At 53.2% G+C, this 17,755-nt stretch carries 14 protein-coding genes and 1 tRNA gene; 8 read left to right on the top strand and 7 right to left on the bottom strand.

Translation table 11 applies throughout. The features are described 5' to 3' along the window. Positions 1 to 43 precede the first annotated feature (43 nt). The 3 genes from radD (at position 44) to CNE01S_RS08275 (ending at position 2,766) form a co-directional block, all read left to right on the top strand. Positions 44 to 1,804 (top strand): DNA repair helicase RadD, encoded by a 1,761-nt coding sequence (gene radD, locus CNE01S_RS08285; protein ID WP_061275026.1) that lies wholly within the window; start codon positions 44 to 46, stop codon positions 1,802 to 1,804. A gap of 127 nt (positions 1,805 to 1,931) precedes the next feature. After that, positions 1,932 to 2,216, top strand: a complete 285-nt coding sequence (gene rplY / locus CNE01S_RS08280) for a 50S ribosomal protein L25 (protein ID WP_038480998.1) — start codon at positions 1,932 to 1,934, stop codon at positions 2,214 to 2,216. 94 nt (positions 2,217 to 2,310) lie between these two features. Then, the gene (locus CNE01S_RS08275; protein ID WP_061275025.1) at positions 2,311 to 2,766 is read left to right on the top strand and encodes a DOPA 4,5-dioxygenase family protein; all 456 of its coding nucleotides are present in this window, start codon (positions 2,311 to 2,313) and stop codon (positions 2,764 to 2,766) included. Positions 2,767 to 2,817: 51 nt separating this feature from the next. On the opposite strand, the gene yejK is transcribed toward CNE01S_RS08275, so the two are convergent. Further along, the gene (gene yejK, locus CNE01S_RS08270; protein WP_061275022.1) at positions 2,818 to 3,825 is read right to left on the bottom strand and encodes a nucleoid-associated protein YejK; all 1,008 of its coding nucleotides are present in this window, start codon (positions 3,823 to 3,825) and stop codon (positions 2,818 to 2,820) included. Between the two features lie 136 nt (positions 3,826 to 3,961). On the opposite strand from yejK, the gene CNE01S_RS08265 reads away from it, so the two are divergent. The 3 genes from CNE01S_RS08265 (at position 3,962) to CNE01S_RS08255 (ending at position 6,125) form a co-directional block, all read left to right on the top strand. Next, positions 3,962 to 4,189, top strand: a complete 228-nt coding sequence (locus CNE01S_RS08265) for a YejL family protein (RefSeq protein ID WP_008459871.1) — start codon at positions 3,962 to 3,964, stop codon at positions 4,187 to 4,189. Between the two features lie 19 nt (positions 4,190 to 4,208). Further along, the gene (yejM, locus tag CNE01S_RS08260) at positions 4,209 to 5,972 is read left to right on the top strand and encodes an LPS biosynthesis-modulating metalloenzyme YejM (RefSeq protein WP_061275020.1); all 1,764 of its coding nucleotides are present in this window, start codon (positions 4,209 to 4,211) and stop codon (positions 5,970 to 5,972) included. A 76-nt stretch (positions 5,973 to 6,048) separates the two neighbouring features. Then, a tRNA-Pro gene (locus tag CNE01S_RS08255) sits at positions 6,049 to 6,125 on the top strand. Between the two features lie 105 nt (positions 6,126 to 6,230). On the opposite strand, the gene mgtE is transcribed toward CNE01S_RS08255, so the two are convergent. The 6 genes from mgtE to CNE01S_RS08225 form a co-directional block, all read right to left on the bottom strand. Continuing rightward, entirely contained in the window at positions 6,231 to 7,658 is a 1,428-nt protein-coding gene (mgtE, locus tag CNE01S_RS08250) for a magnesium transporter (protein ID WP_061275018.1), read from the bottom strand. A 114-nt stretch (positions 7,659 to 7,772) separates the two neighbouring features. Beyond that, positions 7,773 to 9,419, bottom strand: a complete 1,647-nt coding sequence (locus CNE01S_RS08245; RefSeq protein ID WP_061275016.1) for a multidrug ABC transporter permease/ATP-binding protein — start codon at positions 9,417 to 9,419, stop codon at positions 7,773 to 7,775. Positions 9,420 to 9,502: 83 nt separating this feature from the next. Next, on the bottom strand, positions 9,503 to 10,144 hold the full coding sequence (gene alkB, locus CNE01S_RS08240) for a DNA oxidative demethylase AlkB (RefSeq protein ID WP_061275014.1): 642 nt from the start codon (positions 10,142 to 10,144) through the stop codon (positions 9,503 to 9,505). Continuing rightward, positions 10,144 to 11,214, bottom strand: a complete 1,071-nt coding sequence (gene ada / locus CNE01S_RS08235) for a bifunctional DNA-binding transcriptional regulator/O6-methylguanine-DNA methyltransferase Ada (protein WP_061275112.1) — start codon at positions 11,212 to 11,214, stop codon at positions 10,144 to 10,146. Before ada ends, alkB begins: the two co-directional genes overlap by 1 nt. Before the next feature lie 76 nt (positions 11,215 to 11,290). Next, positions 11,291 to 12,337 carry an FAD:protein FMN transferase ApbE gene (gene apbE, locus CNE01S_RS08230; RefSeq protein WP_061275012.1) on the bottom strand — a complete coding sequence of 349 codons (1,047 nt, stop codon included), beginning with the start codon at positions 12,335 to 12,337 and terminating at the stop codon, positions 11,291 to 11,293. A gap of 130 nt (positions 12,338 to 12,467) precedes the next feature. Next, on the bottom strand, positions 12,468 to 13,562 hold the full coding sequence (locus CNE01S_RS08225) for a porin OmpC (RefSeq protein WP_061275010.1): 1,095 nt from the start codon (positions 13,560 to 13,562) through the stop codon (positions 12,468 to 12,470). Between the two features lie 837 nt (positions 13,563 to 14,399). Here CNE01S_RS08225 and rcsD point away from each other — a divergent pair. Both rcsD and rcsB read left to right on the top strand, forming a co-directional pair. Continuing rightward, positions 14,400 to 17,060 carry a phosphotransferase RcsD gene (gene rcsD, locus CNE01S_RS08220; protein ID WP_061275008.1) on the top strand — a complete coding sequence of 887 codons (2,661 nt, stop codon included), beginning with the start codon at positions 14,400 to 14,402 and terminating at the stop codon, positions 17,058 to 17,060. A gap of 16 nt (positions 17,061 to 17,076) precedes the next feature. Continuing rightward, the gene (gene rcsB / locus CNE01S_RS08215) at positions 17,077 to 17,727 is read left to right on the top strand and encodes a response regulator transcription factor RcsB (RefSeq protein WP_038480967.1); all 651 of its coding nucleotides are present in this window, start codon (positions 17,077 to 17,079) and stop codon (positions 17,725 to 17,727) included. Positions 17,728 to 17,755: the final 28 nt, after the last annotated feature.

The following is a 17,755-nucleotide window of genomic DNA, read 5'->3' as shown; positions in this document are numbered from 1 at the left end:
TCGTTGCAGTCATTTGATAACAAGGTTGAAAAACCGCCCGGCCATGTCTTTTACTCTTCGTCCTTACCAGCAAGAAGCGGTGGATGCCACCCTCAACTACTTCCGCAAGCACTCTGAACCTGCCGTCATCGTGTTGCCCACCGGCGCGGGCAAAAGCCTGGTGATTGCGGAGCTTGCAAAAGTGGCGCGCGGGCGCGTGTTGGTGCTGGCCCATGTGAAAGAGCTTGTGGCGCAAAATCATGCGAAATATGTCTCTCTCGGGCTGGAAGCGGATATTTTCGCCGCGGGCCTGCAGCGCAAGGAAAGCCAGGGCAAAGTAGTATTTGGCAGCGTTCAATCCGTTGCCCGCAATCTCGAGCATTTTCACGGGGAATTTTCCCTGCTGATTGTCGATGAGTGCCACCGCATCGGCGACAGCGACGAAAGTCAGTATCAGCAAATTCTGGCGCATCTGCGCGGCAACAATCCCAGGCTACGGCTATTGGGGCTGACCGCCACCCCCTTCCGCCTCGGTAAAGGCTGGATTTATCAGTTTCATTATCACGGCATGGTTCGCGGCGATGAAAAAGCGCTGTTTCGCGACTGCATTTACGAGCTCCCGCTGCGCTATATGATTAAGCATGGTTATCTGACGCCGCCGGAAAGGCTGGATATGCCGGTGGTACAGTACGATTTTAGCCGCCTGCAGGCACAGTCTAACGGGCTGTTTAGCGAAGCGGATCTGAACCGCGAGCTGAAACAACAAAAACGCATTACGCCGCATATCATCAGCCAGATCGTTGAATTTACCGCAGACCGGCGCGGCGTGATGATCTTTGCCGCCACGGTAGAACACGCGAAAGAGATAACGGCCCTCCTGCCCGTAAACGACGCGGCTCTGATTACGGCCGACACGCCAGGCCCCGCCCGCGATACGCTCATCGAGGCTTTTAAAAATCAACAATTCCGCTTTTTGGTGAACGTGGCGGTACTGACCACCGGCTTCGACGCGCCGCACGTTGACCTGATAGCCATTCTGCGCCCTACCGAGTCCGTGAGCCTTTATCAACAAATTGTTGGCCGCGGCCTGCGCCTCTCTCCGGGGAAAAAAGACTGCTTGATTCTCGACTATGCCGGAAATCCGCACGACTTATTCACGCCGGAAGTGGGTAGCACCAAAGGGAAGAGCGACAACGTGCCGGTGCAGGTCTTTTGCCCTTCATGCGGTTTTGCCAATACTTTCTGGGGGAAAACAACGGCGGACGGCAAGGTGATTGAACACTTTGGCCGCCGCTGCCAGGGCTGGTTTGAAGACGATGACGGCCTGCGCGAGCAGTGCGACTATCGCTTCCGCTTCAAAAATTGCCCTAACTGCAATGCTGAAAACGATATCGCCGCCCGCCGCTGCCATCAGTGCGATCACATTCTGGTGGACCCGGACGATATGCTTAAAGCGGCGCTGAAGCTGAAAGATGCCCTGGTGCTGCGCTGCAGCGGCATGACGCTACAGTCCGGCGGAGACGCTAAAGGCGATTGGCTAAAAATCACCTATTACGACGAAGATGGCGCAGACGTTAGCGAGCGTTTCCGCCTCCATACGCCGGCCCAGCGTATGGCATTCGAACAGCTGTTTATCCGCCCACACTCGCGGGCGCCCGGCGTGCCGTTACGCTGGATTACCGTTGCAGATGTTGTGGCTCAACAGCCGCTGCTGCGCCATCCAGATTTTGTGGTAGCCCGTAAAAATGGCCAGTTCTGGAACGTGCGTGAAAAGGTTTTCGACTACCAGGGACGCTTCCGCCGGGCCAACGAATTACGCGGCTAACCGGTACTTTTCATTGCCGACTGAGTCAGATATGGCTATAATGCCGCCCGCTTTTGCATCCGCAAAGCAGAAAACTTTACCTGCTGCTGGGTCGCCTGTAGCAGGCTTATTTAAAGAGAAACATTCAATGTTTACTATCAATGCAGTAGAACGTAAAGAGCAGGGCAAGGGTGCGAGCCGCCGCCTGCGTGCAGCAAACAAATTCCCAGCTATCGTTTATGGTGGCGCGGAAGCTCCTGTTTCCATCGAACTGGATCACGACTCCGTAATGAACCAGCAGGCTAAACCTGGTTTCTACGAAGAAGTTCTGACCCTGTCTATCGACGGTAAAGAAGTAAAAGTGAAAGTTCAGGCTGTTCAGCGTCACCCGTTCAAGCCAAAACTGACTCACATCGACTTCGTTCGCGCTTAATCGCGAGTTTAGTTCGAAAAAAACCCCGCTTCGGCGGGGTTTTTTGTTATATAAGCATTTCCGACGCCACGCCTGGCTAAAAGAGACAAATTCCATGGTTGAAAAAATCCCTGCGGGTGCATCGCTGGTGCCCGCCGTAGAGAAGGATATCCAGGCTATCAGGACGATACAAAGCTACCACGCCCATATCTATTTCGAGACGCCTGAACAAAGGCTAATTGCGGAGCGGATCCGGGCGGAGATAGCGCTGCGTTTTTCAGTGCTGCTGGGGCGCTGGCACGATGTGCCCGTTGGCCCTCATGCGCTGCCGATGTACCAGGTCGCTTTTATGCCGGAGGAGTATGCGCGATTTGCGCCGTGGCTGATGCTGAACCGCTGCGGGTTAACCGTGCTGCTGCATCCCAACACTGGGCAGCCCAGGGCCGATCATACCGATCACGCCGTCTGGATGGGGCAAAAACTTGAGATCCGCCATTTGCAGCGCCTGCCCGAAAGCGAAGGGCCGGAGCCAGAATACATCCCGAATACTGCCCCTACGGTGTCGCCGTAATCGTTAGCGTTTTGATACGGCCCGGCTGAAAACCCGGGCCGTGTTGGTTGGTTATTTGCCTGAGGTTCGGCGCTGGAGCTGGTCGCGCAGGTTCGGCGGCGTCCCTTTAATGGTTAAGGTGTCGGTTGCCGGATCCCAGAAAATACGCTCTCCCAGCAGCATGGCATCGAAGTTAATCGTCAGCCCGCCGCCGCTACCGGCGTATTTCGTCAGCTGGCGTAGCGTACCGCGATCGGCCGGGAAGCTCTCTTCCAGTTCATAGCCTTTCTCGGCGGTGAACTGCTGGAAGTTCTTATCGTCTACCGCCCACGGCAGCTCATCGGCCAGAGAAGAAAGTTCAATCTCCTCACCCGCCTGAAGCTGCTCATTGCAGTAAGCGTAAACCTGCTGGCGCGCGGCCTGGCGTTCGTTTTTGTCCAACTGAGCTTCGTTAGTGAAGTCGTCCAGCGCCTGCAGCAGACCTTTGTTCTGCGCTTTGGCGTTCAACCCTTCGCTGGCGCCCAGGAAGTCCATAAAGAAATCGGCCACTTTGCGTCCCACTCTGCCCTTCAGGAAGGTCAGGTAACGGGTAGATTCCGGATTGGTTTCCCATTCGGTCAAATCAATACGCGCCACAATATCCGCATGATTAATATCGAGATAGTGGGTCGCGCTGATATCCAGCTCTTCGTTAACGCGCATGCTGCTAAGATTGTTCAACACCGCCACCAGCAGATATTCTACCGCCAGGTAACGATAGTGGCAGAACAGCACGATACCGCCGTCGGCAAACGGGTATTTTGCCAGCTCATCGCGAAGACGACCGGTCGCCGCACGGGTAAAGGCAAGAAAATCTTCGTCGCCATTGCGCTGCAGACGCAACGCTTCGGCCAGTTCGCTCTCTTCGCTGAACAGGCCGTAAGCTTTATTTTTAGCGCTATATACGCGATGCAGTTCCGCCATCATCTCTTCGACGGCGCCGTCAGTTGCCAGCAGCGAGTCGCGCAGCACGACGTCCAGCGTCTGCTCATCGCGCTTAATCAATTGATGCAGGGCAATCTGGTTGATATCCAGACTCATGTTAAACTCTCCTTTAAGACCGGGCGGTATTCAACCACTGCCGCTACCGGGACGCAAGTCGTGATAAAAAAGCGGAAAAATCGTCCCTGCTACGGTAAGATAATGCCCTTTCCCGAATACGAATGATTTTGAATTTATGCCACAAACATCCCGCTACAGTGACGAACAAGTTGAAGCGATGCTGACCGAACTGGCAGCCGTGCTGGAAAAACACCACGCGCCTACCGATCTTTCCCTGATGGTATTGGGAAACATGGTCACCAATCTGATAAACACCGACGTGGCGTCCGCTCAGCGTCGTCCTTTGGCTCGCTCCTTTGCTGAGGCGCTTCAAGCTTCGGTGAGCGAAGATAAAGCCCACTAAGGAACTATCGTAACAAGTTATGGTGACTAACCGTCAGCGCTACCGCGAAAAAGTTTCCCAAATGGTCAGTTGGGGGCACTGGTTCGCCCTGTTTAATATCCTGCTGGCCATGCTGCTGGGTAGCCGCTATCTGTTTATCGCCGACTGGCCAACGACGCTGACGGGCAGGATTTATTCCTGGCTGAGCGTCGTTGGGCACTTCAGCTTTTTGGTATTTTCTGCCTATTTACTGCTTATATTTCCGCTGACATTTATCCTCATGTCGCAGCGCCTGCTGCGCTTCATCAGTGCGGCCTTAGCGACGGCGGGCATGACGCTGCTGCTGATAGACAGCGAAGTTTTTACGCGTTTCCACCTCCACCTTAATCCCACCGTCTGGGAACTGGTGATTAACCCCGATCAGGGGGAGATGGCCCGCGACTGGCAGCTAATGTTTATTAGTGTGCCGGTGATTTTGCTTATTGAGATGCTGTTTGCGACGTGGAGCTGGCAAAAACTGCGAAGCCTCGGGCGTCGTCGCCAATATGCGCGCCCTTTGGTGATTCTGTTCTTTATCTCTTTCTTTAGCAGCCACCTGATGTACATCTGGGCGGATGCTAACTTCTATCGCCCTATTACTATGCAGCGAGCGAATCTGCCGCTCTCATACCCAATGACTGCGCGTCGCTTCCTTGAAAAACACGGTCTGCTGGATGCCCAGGAATACCAGCGCAGGCTGGTTGAGCAAGGTAGCCCGGAAGCGCTGTCGGTCCAGTATCCGCTGAGTAATCTGCAATTCCGCGATATGGGTCTCGGAAACAATGTGCTGCTGATTACCGTTGACGGGCTGAATGCAGGAACCGTGAGTAAAGATATGCCGGCGCTGAAGGCATTTGCCCGCGACAATATTCGCTTTACTCAACATATGAGCTCCGGGAATAACACCGACAGCGGCATCTTCGGCCTGTTCTACGGCATCTCCCCGGCTTATATGGACGGCGTGCTTTCAAGCCGCACGCCTGCCGCACTGATTACCGGTCTTAATCAGCAGGGATACCAGCTTGGCCTGTTTGCGTCCGACGGCTTTAACTCGGCGATGTACCGCCAGGCTCTGCTTTCTGATTTCTCACTGCGCCCGGCCAAAAACCAGAACGACAGCCAGACGGCGGCACAGTGGATTAGCTGGCTTAACCAGTATGCTTCCGAGGACAATCGCTGGTTCTCCTGGGTCGCCTTTAACGGCACCAGCCTCGACGACAACGGTAATCAACAGGGCTTTGAACAACGCTATTCACGCGCAGCCGGTAACGTTGATGAGCAGATTAAACGCGTTCTTGATGCGCTGGAAGCGGCAGGTAAACTACAAAACACAGTGGTGATTATCACCGCAGGCCACGGTATTCCGCTCGGTAACCAGCGGGACTCTTTTGCCTGGTCACGCGCGCGCATCCAGGTTCCGCTAGTGATTCACTGGCCCGGAACGCCGGCGCAGACCATCACCAAACTCACCGATCATCAGGATGTGATGACCACCCTGATGCAGCGTTTGCTGCACGTTAAAACGGCGGCCAATGAGTATTCCCAGGGTGAGGATTTATTTGCCGCGACGCGTCGTAATAATTGGGTCATTGGGGCAGACAATCAAACCCTGGCCGTGACAACGCCTGAGATGACGCTGGTGCTCAATAACAACGGCAACTATCGAATGTACGATCTGCAGGGTAAACGGATCAATGAGACCAAGCCGCAGCTTGATTTACTGCTGCAGGTGCTGACCGACGAGAAGCGCTTTATCGCCAACTAATTGTTTACTTATAAGACAGTTAGCCTCGGGTTCCCTTGCAATCAACGCGGAAAAATGTACTATTATTCCTCTGCGTCGGCACGTAGCGCAGCCTGGTAGCGCACCGTCATGGGGTGTCGGGGGTCGGAGGTTCAAATCCTCTCGTGCCGACCAAATAAACATTGAAAACCAGCCTTTTATGGCTGGTTTTTTTGTGTCTGGAATTTACCTGGAAAGACGATAGAAAAGCCGCCTGAGCGGGCGGCTTTGTGGGAGCTCTTACAACAGGAACAGCGTAGCCAGCCCAAGGAAGATAAAAAATCCGCCGGTATCGGTTATCGCGGTGATCATCACGCTTGAGCCAACGGCAGGATCTTTACCCAGTTTGGTCATCGTCATCGGAATGACTACGCCCATCAGCGCCGCGACCAGAAGATTCAGGATCATCGCCAGCGTCATTACCCCGCCCATCGCCGCGTCGTTATACAGCAGCCAGGTGATCCCCCCCATCACTCCGCCCCAGACCAGTCCGTTGATCAACGCCACGCCAAGCTCACGCAGCATCAGGAAGGAGATGTTACCCGCCTGAATATGCTGCAGCGCCAGCGCACGCACAATCATGGTGATCGTCTGGTTACCGGTGTTACCGCCGATGCCCGCCACTATCGGCATCAGCGATGCCAGAGCCACCAGTTGCGAAATCGTATGTTCAAATAATCCAATAACGCGCGAGGCCACAAACGCCGTACAAAGGTTAATGGCAAGCCATGCCCAGCGGGTGCGCACGGCCTTACTGACCGGTGCGAATACGTCCTCTTCGGTGCTCAGGCCGCCCATGCGGCGCAGATCGTTGTCGGTTTCCTCATACACCACGTCAACGATCTCATCGACCGTTAAGCGCCCCATCAGCTTACCGCTACTGTCAATCACTGCGGCACTGATCAAGTCATCACGTTCAAAGGTACGCGCAGCTTGTTCATCATGATCTTCCGGTGCGAAGCAGGTGGGGTTATCGTCCATCACTTTAAACACCGGCGTTTGCGGCGCATGCAGCAAAATCGCGGTGAGATCCAGCTCGCCCAAAAGCGTTTTATCCCGGCTGGTAACAAACAGTTTATCGGTGTTCTGCGGCACTTTGCCGCGAAGTCGAAGATAGCGCTGCACCACGGCAAGGGTGACATCAGGGCGCACGGTGATCACTTCAAAATCCATGATCGCGCCGACGCTGTGCTTGTCGTAATGCAGGATCTGACGAACTTGCGTACGCTCGTTCTGCGGCAGCGTGGCCAGCAAACGCCCGACCAGATCGCGAGGAAGATATTGTGCCAGGTAGATCTGATCGTCTATATCCAGCGGACGCAGCGCGTTGAGCAGTGCTTTATCGCTCATATCTTCAATCAGGTCATCCCAGACCGTTTCTGAAGCCTCAACCAAAACACTACCGCGTCGATCCTCGGTGACGAGGCTCCATAGCGCTAAACGCTCTTCCGTGGGCAAGGCCTCCAGGACATCCGCGAGATCCGGCGCGGGTAGTCGTCCTACCAGCGTCACTATCTCGGCGATATCCTGCTCGGCGCTTTGTGTTTCAGCGAAAGGTTCTTTGGCCAGAATACCGCTGGCAACGGCTTTGTTGGTCAACAGAATTTGCAGAATACGTGCCCGGTCCTGGTCACGCTCTTTGGTGCTGTACTTCTGAATGGCGGTCATAAATAAGCTGTTCCGTGGAAATGACGAGTTAGTTTATAGCGCGGCAGGATGAAGAAAACAAAAAACCAGCCTTAATTGGCTGGTTTTTTTTAACTTTGTTTAGGCGGCACTGACTTAATGACCCGTTCTTGCCACGGCATCACGTGAAGCTTGTGCCCGCTCGTCGCCGGTCAACTCGCTGAGCTGGCCCTGGCGCATTTCCAAAAGCCGATCGGCGTGGATGAAGTAGTGGTCGTCATGGCTGATGGCAAAGACCGTTTTCCCCATTTGCTGCATTAACGGCAGCAAAACCTGGTAGAACTCGCGGCGGAAATGGGGGTCCTGATCGGCGGCCCATTCGTCCAGCAGAATAATATCGCGCTCTTCCGCTATTGCCAGCAGCAACGCCACGCGCTTGCGCTGCCCCTTCGATAGCTTGAGATTAAGAATGGTGCCGTTGTCCAGCTCCAGCTTACTGCTCATTTTCAGGCGCTCGAGCCAGCTATTGATCAGCTCAGGATTAGCCGGTTTGCCCTGTGGCCCTAACAGACGATCGAACAGCCAGACATCGGTGAATACCGCTGAAAACAGCTTACGATAGTCATCCTGCACCTGCGTCTCGACGCGTTGACCATCAAGATAAATCGCTCCGCTGACAGGCTGATAGAGCCCCGTTAGCAGCATGGCCAGAGTGGATTTTCCGCTGCCGTTACCGCCAATCAGAAACAGCAGTTCCCCGCGCTTGATGGTGAGGTTCAGCGGGCCAACGCTGAAGCTATTATCCCCGTACTGAAACACCACATCGCGCATTTCAAGCTGCTGCCAGTTTCCCGCAGCCTTCGAACGGGGGAAAGCAGCATCGTACGGCGCAAGCTGGAACTTGTTCAGCTTATTGAACGCAACCTGGGCGCTTAGCAGCGTGGGTAACGCCCCGACGGCCGAAAGGAGCGGCGTACGCAAGAATAGCAACGTTAAAGAAAAAGTTGCCGCCACGTTGGTATCGGACCAGCCCAGGCTGTTAGCCATATAGAACACCAGGCCAATAGCGCCCAGCATCATAATATTGGACCAGTTTACCGCGCTTAGATGGTAAGTATCTGCGCGGATAATATTGTTTCGATAGTCGGCGGCATGGGGCGTATAGGTGTCTTCGTAAATTCGCTCAGCACGCTCGCGGTTCAGAGCAAGTTCCTTGCGCCCTTCGATAACGGTTTGATAATCGTGATAGAGCTTGTCTTCGATTTCACGAAGTTGAGCCATATGCTTGTATACCCGCGCCACCAGCAAATACCCCCCCACAATGGTAATCACCAGCCATACGGTGGTCACACCTAGCATTTTGGGCGACAGCCAGGCGAGGTAAGCCGCGGAGCCAATAGCCAGAATAATTCCCTGCACCAGCTCCGGCAGACGCACAAAGGCAATCGTAATATTGCGCACGTCGCTGGTTAACCCCGCCAGCAGTGCCGCGCTGCCCAGTTGCTCTACGCGTTCAACATCGGTATCCATCAGGCGCTTAATAAACTCGCTGCGCAGGCGAAAAACAAAATGGTGGCCGAGAGTGGTGAGTGCCAGCTGCGAGCCAAGCGTCACCGCCATCAACAACAAGAGTAACCCCAGAAACTCTGGCAAAACCGCCAGGGTAATATCGGGGGTTTCAATCAGACGCTGGTTAATGAACGCGATCAGGCCAATGCCCAGCGCCGCACTTGCCAGGCTTAACGCCATGACCATTAAGAAAGGCCAGCGATACTGGCGATAAACCACACGAAGTAGCTCCATTATTCCCTACCTGCCAAATAAAACAGCGAGCAGTTTAAACGGCTCGCCGCCCACAGCAAGAATAATTCTTATTTTTATTTACCTTACGAAGCACGGCGAAATGTCAGGTTGTAGCGGAATTGTTCGGTGAGAGGATGGAAACCGGGTTTGAGCGGCAGAATACCGTGATAAAAAAGCCTTGAGGCGCCTCCCCAGACCACAACGTCACCATGCTCCAGCATGACACGCTGCAAAGGATCTCCGCGCTGCAGGCCACCAAACTGAAAAATGGCCGGCAAACCCAGCGAGACAGAAACAATGGGCTGGCACAGATTAGGCTCGTCTTTATCCTGGTGAAGAGAGAGCTTTGTGCCAGCGGCATAGCGGTTGATCAGGCAGGCATCGGGTGCAAAATCCAGGTAACCCGCCGCCGTTGAGGCTTGATGGCAAATAGTCTGAAAGACTTCCGGAATTAACGGCCAGCGCTGTCGGGTCAACGGATCCTGAGGTGAATAGAGATAACCATGCTGATTGGTGCTCCAGCCTAGCGCGCCGCAGTTAGTCATTGCCACCGACATGGTGTGCCCGCCAGGCGTCACCATATGGCGAAAAGGTGCCTGCTGAGAGACCTGCAGAACACCGGCCATCAGTGCATTGGCACCTTCCCGCGCAAAGCGCCGCAGGATAGTCGCCCCCTCGGCAAGCGGCTCTTCCCACGGAGCATCATCAGCAAACAAATCCAGCATTATTCTTTCTGCCTTCTCGTTTCGTTTTCCAACAGTTGGCGTTTGCGCTCCACGCCCCAGCGATAACCGGAGAGTCCTCCGTCACTGCGGATGACTCGGTGGCACGGAATGGCAACCGCAAGGGTGTTGGCCGCGCAGGCTCCGGCGACGGCACGCACGGCGGCGGGCTTACCTATACGTTCTGCCAGTTCGCTATAGCTAACGGTAGATCCCGGCGGAACGGCTCGTAGCGCCTGCCATACCTGCTGCTGAAATGCCGTGCCGCGAATATCCAGCGGCAGCGAAAATTCAGCCGTGGGGGATTCGATAAAGCTAATGACCTGCGCCACGCGAGAAGCAAATGCCTCATCACCGGGCGTAAGATGCGAAGAAGGAAACTCAGTTTCCAGCTCCACAATGAGCGTTTCGGCGTTCTCACCCAGCAAAATCGCGCAAATGCCGCGCTCGCTTTCCGCCACCAAAAACTCGCCCAGTTGACAGGTGCCGACCACAAACTGCACGTGCGTACGAGCCCCGCCCTTTCGGTACTGGCTCGCCGTCATGCCCAAAGCAGCATCCGCCTGATGGTAGAACGCGCTGCCGGACTGAAATCCAGCATCAAAAATGGCCTTTGTTACCTCTGTTCCCTGCGCGAGGGCGCCACGCAGCCGACGAGCGCGATGTGCTTTTTGCCATTCATTCGGCGTTAGGCCGGTGACGCTTTTGAACAGCCGATGGAAATGAAAGCTACTCATAGCAACCTGCCCTGCCAGCTCATCAAGCGTGAGAGGCGAATCGCTGGCTTCAATAATACGACAGGCTTGTTCGATACGCGCGACTCGCTGGAGCTCAGGGGCAAGCTTGTCCGGCTGGCAGCGTTTGCAGGCACGGAAACCGGCCTCAAGCGCCGCTTCGGGCGAAGCGTAGAACCCCGTATTTTCACGCAGTGGACGGCGGGCGCTGCAGGAGGGCCGGCAGAAAATACCGGTTGTTTTGACGGCAAAAACGAATTGCCCGTCAGCCCCTGCATCGCGCTGTTCCACCGCCTGCCAGCGCTGCTGATCTGTGATATAGCCGTTTGTCTGTTTCATCATCGCGACCTCATGCTTAACTTAACGATACCATCATGGCAGCACGGGCCGGATGAAAAACTCGGCTTCTTGCTTTTTAATTTTTTTCGTCAAGCAGGAAGGTTTTGAACTGCGGCGACATCCAGCTTCGGAATCCGTCCCCTTCTTTGCTGATGAGGTAAACGGCCAGGCCTTCTTTCTCCGCAACCTGTTTGGCTTTTTCTTCCCCCAGGACCATCAGCCCGGTGTCCCAACCATCCGCTTCCATCGCCGTTGGCGCAATGACTGTGGCGGAAACTAATTTGTGCTCGATAGGTCGCCCGGTCTGAGGGTTAATAATGTGGGAAATACGCTTGCCGTCCAGCTCGTAATAGTTGCGATAGCTGCCTGAAGTACTGATGCCGTGGCCGTTGATATCCACCATCGCCTGCACGGCATTTTCCCGGTCAGTAGGTTTCTGAATGGCCACTCGCCAGGCTTTCCCCGCCGGATTTGTCCCTCGAGTGCTCACCGCCCCACCGACAGAAACGAGATAGCGGCTAATGCCATTTTGCTCCATCAGACGGGCAAGATGATCGGCGGCGTAACCTTCCCCGATAGTCGACAGATCAACATACAACCCGGGCAGATCCTTTTGTAGCCACTGCTTACCGGCAGCATTCACCACCTTCAGATGCTGCAAACCGGTTAAGGCTTTGGCCGCATCAATTTGTGCCTGGTTTGGCGTGTGCAGAGGCTGCTTATCGGGCCCGAAGCCCCACAGATTGACCAAAGGCCCAACCGTAATGTCCATCGCCCCGTCGGTTTTCGCGCCAATGCGCAACGACATCGTGACGATATCACTCATCGCCTCGCTCACCGGATACGGCTCAGTGCTGGTGGACTGGTTAAAAAGGGAAAGCGCCGAGTCTTTTTTCCAGGTCGACATGAGTCGATCGTCGGCATCCAACTGATCCTGAATTTTTTTCTGCAGCGAGGCTTTCTGAGCATCATCGACATCCGCCAGGCTAACGCGCCAGTAAGTCCCCATGGTTTTACCTTCGAGCACCAGGGCCTTTGTGGCATCAGACTGAGCGTTATCGCAACCTGACAGAGCGAAAAAAGCGACGGCAAGCCAGCCGTGGCGAATAATGCGTAAATCCATGGTGTCATTCTCCAGTTTTGGGGGAGTAAGGGTACAGCAAAAGCTATCTGGAGCGGGAGTAAGCGGCGAGTCATTGAGGTTTGAGACATAAAAAAGGCGCCTTGCGGCGCCTTTGTCAGCTTAAGCTGAATTAGAACTGGTAAACCAGACCTACACCCACAACGTCATCGGTACCGATGCCGGTTGCCTGAGTGAAGTCATTTTTGTCCAGCAGGTTGATTTTGTAGTCAACATAGGTGGACATGTTTTTGTTGAAGTAGTAAGTCGCGCCAACATCAACGTATTTCAGGATATCCTGGCTGCCGTAACCTTCGATGTTTTTACCTTTAGACTGCAGGTAAGCGATGGATGGACGCAGGCCGAAATCGAACTGGTACTGAGCAACCACTTCAAAGTTCTGCGCTTTGTTAGCAAAGCCAGATTTGTTGATGGCGGTAGCGTTATAGCTCTGGGTGTACTGCGTTGCCAGATAGATGTTGTTTGCGTCGTATTTCAGACCACCGGTGTAGGTGGTTGCATCGTCACCGTGACCCAGCACGCCGGCAGCATTCTGATCTGCGGTACGTTTAGAGCTGGAAATCGCAGAACCAACGCTGAAGCCTTCGCCCAGTGCATAGGTCAGGGAGCCGCCGAAGCCGTCACCGTTTTGGTTAACAATGCCACGACCGCCTTCGGATTTAGCTTCGCCAGACTGGCTACCGTTTTTACCCTGGTACTGCAGAGCAAAGTTCAGGCCATCAACCAGACCGAAGAAGTCGGTGTTACGGTAGGTTGCAACGCCGTTAGCACGAGACTGCAGGAAGTTATCTGCACCGTAAGTATCGCCACCAAATTCTGGCAGAACGTCAGTCCAGGAAGTCACGTCGTAAACTACGCCGTAGTTACGACCGTAGTCGAAGGAGCCGCCCTGACCGAATTTCAGACCAGCGAATGCCAGACGAGTCCATGCCTGATCGCTTGCGCCTTCGTCTTTGTTTGCCTGAACGTTGTATTCCCACTGGCCGTAACCGGTCAGCTGGTCGTTGATCTGAGTTTCACCTTTGAAGCCGAAGCGAACATAGGTTTTGTCGCCGTCATTACCTTTATCGTTGGAGAAATAGTGCAGACCATCAACTTTACCGTACAGGTCTAATTTATTGCCGTCTTTGTTGTAAATTTCGGCTGCATTTGCAGCGCCTGCTACCAGCAGAGCCGGTACCAGAAGGGATAGTGCTTTAACTTTCATCTTATTAACCCTCTGTTATATGCCTTATTTTATTTACCACTGCTTACTGATTAACCCTCTAATCAGTCGGCAAATTCATTGTCCAAAACAAATACAGAATAATCCAACAAGAATATGATACGAAAACTATATAGATGTTTCATTTGTCATTATAGATGTATCAAAATGTAAATATGAGGGAACTTTTTTTAGCACAAATAGCTAAAAATATAAGCACCAATAATCAAAAAATAATAACAATTAAATAAAATCAATGAATTACACAATAAATAAAAAAGTAGCACTGAATGATAATTTTTTTCTTAACTTAGGCGATAGAATCATTATCGCTATCATCATTAACTTTATTTATTACCGTCATTCGAATCTGAATGTCCGTTTACCCCTATTAATACCGGATGCATGCATCCGGTTTTTTTTTACCCTTCTTTACACAACTTTAATATTCTTGTGCTAACGATGAAATTTGTAACGTCTGTTAATTAATCGATCTGCTTTTTTTCTTCATATTTCATATCGAATGCGGATTTTTCTTAAAAAAATATATCCCCCTGACCCAACATTCCAGCCTTCAATATTTGTACAAATCTTCTTCAGCTGTACAAATTGCCTACAAGACTTAACGCAAATCCTTATTTAAGGATTTTTCCTAATAATCAGTCACCTGAAAAAAATCTGAGAACCCCCTATACTGCGTCAGATTGCTGACGGCACCGTCATATAAAGGTATTCTTAGCCGCTGCAAGCGCTAAAATGCTAAGGCAAAACGGCTCACTCACACAGTTGGGCTATCTATCATCCAGGATTGGCGAGGCTTCGCCGGGTTGCGTACATACAATGAGCCAGTCTGAAAATACGTCGCTAAATAAATTCTCACTGTTCCCCGGCAACATTACTCGCTTCTTTCTGCTGCTGATCGTTGTCCTGCTTGTCTCGATGGGCGTGCTGGTACAAAGCGCCGTCAATGCCTGGCTAAAGGATAAAAGCTACCAGATTGTCGACATCACCCACGCTCTGCATAAGCGGGTAGAAACCTATCGCTATGCTACGTGGCAAATCTACGACAACATTGCTACCGCGCCGGCGTCCTCCGGGGAAAACCTGCAGGAAACTCGTCTGCGCCAGGATGTCTATTACCTCGACAAACCGCGCAGCAAAACCGAGGCGCTGATTTTTGGCTCCCATGACAGCTCTACGCTGGAAATGACGCAGCGGATATCCGGCTATCTGGACACGCTATGGGGTGCCGAAAGCAGCCCGTGGTCGATGTACTACCTGAACGGCCAGGACAACAGCATGATCCTGGTCTCTACCCTGCCGCTAAAAGATCTCTCTTCCGGCTTCAAAGACTCCGGCGTCGGCACCATCGTAGACTCACGCCGGGCGGAGATGCTGCAGCAGGCGAATGCCCTGGACGAGCGCGAAAGTTTCTCGTCGCTGCGCAAGCTAAACTGGCAAAACGGCCATTACTTCACGCTTCGAACCACCTTTAATCAGCCCGGGCATCTGGCCACCGTGGTCGCATTTGATTTGCCGATTAACGATCTTATTCCACCGACAATGTCGCTGGACAGCTTCCAGCTCGATCCAGATGAGCGTCAGCGGGCCGCCGCCACGGCAACCGATAAAGACGATCCGGACAGCGTGAGCATTAATTTTAATAGCGCCCGGATTGAAATCACCGCGCCGGTGGCCACGACTCAGCTCCAGCTAGTGTGGAAAGTACCGTTTGGTACGCTGATGATGGATACGCTGCAAAACATTCTTCTGCCTTTACTGCTGAACATTGCGCTGCTCGGGTTAGCCGTTTTTGGCTTCGCAACCTTCCGCCAGCAGCCCCAGCGCCAGGCAGAAAGCAATCCGGGTAACGGTGAGCTACAAATCCTGCGGGCGCTAAACGAAGAGATCGTGGCCATCCTGCCGCTTGGCCTGCTGGTCCACGATCTCGATGCCAATCGCACGGTAATAAGCAACAAAATTGCCGACCATTTGCTGCCCCATCTGAATTTGCAAAACATCATTTCGATGGCGGATCAGCACCAGGGCGTTATTCAGGCCACGGTCAACAACGAGCTGTATGAGATTCGCCAGTTCCGCAGCCAGATAGCGCCGCGCACGCAGATTTTTGTTATCCGGGACCAGGATCGTGAAATTCTGGTGAACAAGAAGCTCAAGCAGGCACAGCGCCTGTATGAGAAAAATCAGCAGGGCCGGGCCGCTTTCATGCAGCATATTGGTGAAGCCCTACAGCTTCCGGTTAAGCAACTGGCGGAACATGCAGCAGAAATTAACGACAGTAAACATCTGCAGCTGGCGAACGATGCCCAGACCATTGTCCGCCTGGTCGATGAGATCCAGCTCCTTAACATGCTGGAAGCCGACAGCTGGAAAACCAGTCCAGGCGAGTTCTCCATTCAGTCGCTTGTCGATGAAGTCGCGCTGTCGATGCTGCCGATTATCAAGCGTAAAGGGCTACAGCTACTGATCAACAACAACCTGCCGGCCGATGAAAAACGCCACGGCGACAAAGACGTGCTGCGCAAAATCCTCGAGCTACTGCTGCACTATTCCGTGACCACAACGCAGATTGGCAAAATCACGCTTGAAATCTGCGAAGAGGAAGCCGGGCCGGATCGCCTGCTGTTCCGTGTACTGGATACCGGCAACGGGATCGGCAACGGAGAAGTGGATAATCTGCACTTCCCGTTCCTAAACGAAACCAGCGAAGACCGTTACGGCCAGGCCAATGGTCTCGCGTTTTATCTCTGCGATCGCCTTGCGCGCAAGCTCGGCGGCCACCTGAACATCAAAACGCGCCCGGACATCGGCACGCGCTATAATTTACACATCAGAATGGCCGCTGAACCCCAGGCGGAAGTACAGGAAGAAAAACTGCTGGATGATGTCGTGGCAATGCTGGATATCACCTCCAATGAGGTGCGTACCATTGTGACCAGAATGCTGGAAAACTGGGGCGCAAACTGTATTTCCCCGGACGAAAGGCTCGCGAGTCAAGACTTTGATATCTTCCTCACTGATAATCCGTCTAATCTTACTGCTTCGGGCTTGCTTTTAAGCGATGATGAAAACGGAATGCGGAAGATTGCACCTGGCCAGTTCCGGGTAAACTTTAATATCAGCAATGCGATGCAGGACGCCGTTCTGCAGCTGATTGAAAACCAACTGGCGGAAGAAGACACACCGGATTCGCCTCTGGGCGGCGACGAAAACGCTCAGCTGCACGCCAGCGGTTATTACGCGCTGTTTGTCGACACGGTACCGGAAGATGTTACCAGGCTGTATACTGAATCTGCAGCGGGCGACTTTGCCGCTCTGGCTCAGACTGCGCACCGCCTGAAGGGCGTGTTTGCGATGCTGAATCTGGTGCCCGGCAAACAGTTATGTGAAACGTTGGAGCACCACATTCGTGAAAGTGATGCTTCAAACATACAAAAATATATCAGCGACATTGATGCTTACGTCAAAAGTCTGCTGTAGCAAGGTAGCCTATTACATGAACAACATGAACGTAATTATTGCTGACGACCATCCAATTGTTCTGTTCGGCATTCGCAAATCTCTTGAGCAGATCGAATGGGTGAATGTTGTCGGTGAATTCGAAGACTCCACGGCACTTATCAATAACTTACCAAAGCTTGAAGCCAACGTTCTGATAACCGATCTGTCCATGCCAGGCGACAAATACGGTGATGGCATCACGCTGATTAAATACATCAAGCGTCACTTCCCGGACCTGTCGATCATCGTGCTGACCATGAACAACAACCCGGCTATCCTTAGCGCGGTATTGGATCTGGATATTGAAGGGATTGTACTGAAACAGGGTGCGCCGACCGATCTGCCTAAAGCCCTCGCCGCGTTGCAGAAAGGCAAGAAATTCACCCCTGAGAGCGTTTCCCGCCTGCTGGAAAAAATCAGCGCAGGTGGCTATGGCGATAAGCGCCTGTCGCCGAAGGAAAGTGAAGTCCTCCGCCTGTTTGCAGAAGGTTTCCTGGTGACCGAGATCGCCCGCAAGCTGAACCGCAGCATCAAAACAATCAGCAGCCAGAAGAAATCAGCCATGATGAAACTGGGTGTGGAAAACGATATTGCCCTGCTGAATTACCTTTCCTCCGTGAGCCTGACGCCGGCGGACAAAGAGTAATCTCTGCAACACGCTGAAAAAAAAGCCC

The sequence above is a fragment of the Cedecea neteri NBRC 105707 = ATCC 33855 genome, from assembly GCF_001571265.1.
Taxonomy (GTDB): Bacteria; Pseudomonadota; Gammaproteobacteria; order Enterobacterales; family Enterobacteriaceae; genus Cedecea; species Cedecea neteri.
This window is presented reverse-complemented; position numbering and strand designations above follow the sequence as displayed.

Excerpts from the sequence above, each read along its gene's own strand:
- ada (WP_061275112.1), bottom strand. The coding sequence starts at position 11,214 with ATGAAACAGACAAACGGCTATATCACAGATCAGCAGCGCTGGCAGGCG.
- rplY (WP_038480998.1), top strand. The coding sequence starts at position 1,932 with ATGTTTACTATCAATGCAGTAGAACGTAAAGAGCAGGGCAAGGGTGCG.
- rcsB (WP_038480967.1), top strand. The coding sequence starts at position 17,077 with ATGAACAACATGAACGTAATTATTGCTGACGACCATCCAATTGTTCTG.
- alkB (WP_061275014.1), bottom strand. The coding sequence starts at position 10,144 with ATGCTGGATTTGTTTGCTGATGATGCTCCGTGGGAAGAGCCGCTTGCC.
- yejM (WP_061275020.1), top strand. The coding sequence starts at position 4,209 with ATGGTGACTAACCGTCAGCGCTACCGCGAAAAAGTTTCCCAAATGGTC.
- apbE (WP_061275012.1), bottom strand. The coding sequence starts at position 12,337 with ATGGATTTACGCATTATTCGCCACGGCTGGCTTGCCGTCGCTTTTTTC.
- yejK (WP_061275022.1), bottom strand. The coding sequence starts at position 3,825 with ATGAGTCTGGATATCAACCAGATTGCCCTGCATCAATTGATTAAGCGC.
- CNE01S_RS08225 (WP_061275010.1), bottom strand. The coding sequence starts at position 13,562 with ATGAAAGTTAAAGCACTATCCCTTCTGGTACCGGCTCTGCTGGTAGCA.
- CNE01S_RS08265 (WP_008459871.1), top strand. The coding sequence starts at position 3,962 with ATGCCACAAACATCCCGCTACAGTGACGAACAAGTTGAAGCGATGCTG.
- rcsD (WP_061275008.1), top strand. The coding sequence starts at position 14,400 with ATGAGCCAGTCTGAAAATACGTCGCTAAATAAATTCTCACTGTTCCCC.
- CNE01S_RS08245 (WP_061275016.1), bottom strand. The coding sequence starts at position 9,419 with ATGGAGCTACTTCGTGTGGTTTATCGCCAGTATCGCTGGCCTTTCTTA.
- mgtE (WP_061275018.1), bottom strand. The coding sequence starts at position 7,658 with ATGACCGCCATTCAGAAGTACAGCACCAAAGAGCGTGACCAGGACCGG.
- CNE01S_RS08275 (WP_061275025.1), top strand. The coding sequence starts at position 2,311 with ATGGTTGAAAAAATCCCTGCGGGTGCATCGCTGGTGCCCGCCGTAGAG.
- radD (WP_061275026.1), top strand. The coding sequence starts at position 44 with ATGTCTTTTACTCTTCGTCCTTACCAGCAAGAAGCGGTGGATGCCACC.